Origin of the sequence: Alicyclobacillus acidiphilus NBRC 100859 (genome assembly GCF_001544355.1) — a bacterium.
Lineage (GTDB): Bacteria > Bacillota > Bacilli > Alicyclobacillales > Alicyclobacillaceae > Alicyclobacillus > Alicyclobacillus acidiphilus.
Genome location: NZ_BCQI01000140.1, coordinates 1 through 1,386, shown reverse-complemented (window position 1 = coordinate 1,386; position 1,386 = coordinate 1). Strand labels below are relative to the sequence as shown.

The 1,386-nt window shown below is 44.8% G+C and carries 1 protein-coding gene and 1 pseudogene; both read left to right on the top strand.

The annotated features are described in order from the left end of the window. Positions 1-498: hypothetical protein (locus AAC01S_RS19825; RefSeq protein WP_217997872.1), on the top strand; the 498-nt coding region annotated here is incomplete at its 5' end. A gap of 102 nt (positions 499-600) precedes the next feature. Then, positions 601-939: pseudogene (locus AAC01S_RS19090) on the top strand (cupin domain-containing protein); the annotation flags it as partial. Positions 940-1,386 lie beyond the last annotated feature (447 nt).

The following is a 1,386-nucleotide window of genomic DNA, read 5'->3' as shown; positions in this document are numbered from 1 at the left end:
ATTCGTTATCTCCAATGGATGTACGAGGACTTTCGCCTGAGACGAAAATGGGATCATACAGCGTTTTGGCGAGGAAGCAGAGAGTTATTCCAAGCGGTTGATCCAGAAGATGGGGACGACGGATTCCTGAACACAGAGTTGATCCCATTCGACTACTCGAACCATCGACCCCCATCACATTTGGAAGAGTTGTTGGGCAGTGAATTTAACGTGTTACCGATGACGATTGAGGCTCTACGACCTGATGTGATTCTCTTTTTAACGGGATACACCTATGACGAGCGCATCGTAAAAACCTTTTGGAATCAGAGAGAATTGGGTAATACGTTGGAGTTTCATCCTATTGATGGGTTCGAATCAAATCACCTGGTTAGACTCTCTCATCAACTTCTTCCGTATCACACCTATCGAACCTATCATCCAGGGTACTCACTTCTACACAGGGAAACAGCCTTTGATCCAGTGAGGCAGAAACTAAGTGAACTTGTAAAGCTGTAAGTAGGGGATGGGAGCTTGATTTTTCTGAAAGGCAGTCGCTGATGAAATAAGCAACTCACCTATAAGAATAATTTCTTTCAAAACGTCATTGGGGTGCTGTCCGTGATTGTGAGCAAACAGAATGCGGAACATTACAGTTGGGGCAAGAAGTGCGACGGTTGGCACTTAGTGAAGCAGAATGATTTAAGTGTGATACATGAGAGAATGCCGTCTGGTGCGTATGAAGTGCGGCATTTTCACAACAAGTCTCGGCAATTCTTTTTTGTCCTTTCGGGGACAGCGACGTTAGAAGTCAACGGGGTACGATATGAGATTGGTGCACTTCAAGGGATAGAAGTGCCGCCTGGTGTCCCACATCAAATGATGAATCAGTCACGATCAGATGTAGAGTTCTTGGTTGTTTCTCAACCCAAAAGTCACGGAGACCGTATTACAGTCGAAGATGAGAGGAGTATATGGCGTGGTTCTATAGAGAATCAGCCAAAAACATCCGATGTACCGAGTGGTAGCGAGATGAGGTCCTGTTAGCCGCTGGCACATAGATGGCATTCAATAAAATGCTTTATCGGCACACGCTATTTTGACAAGTTATTGCCGTTTTGCTGGCGGAAGCACATCCGCTGGGTTTCATGTTTTATCTATTTTGGGCAAAACGATACTAACGTGTGACATTCGGTAGGTTGCTCATATCGTTGAAGGGGGCAGTTAGTTATCGTTGGTTGGGATGTCTTTTCACATAGTAATTGTGATCCAGGTTCAGTAGCGTTGCGGTATGCTATCGCTTTGTGAATGTTTACAGCTATTGTGAAGGTCATTCAATAGGAGTGTCCATATCCGCGAAGAGTACCGCAGTTACGATGAAGCTATCATCCTTTATTCCATAAACCC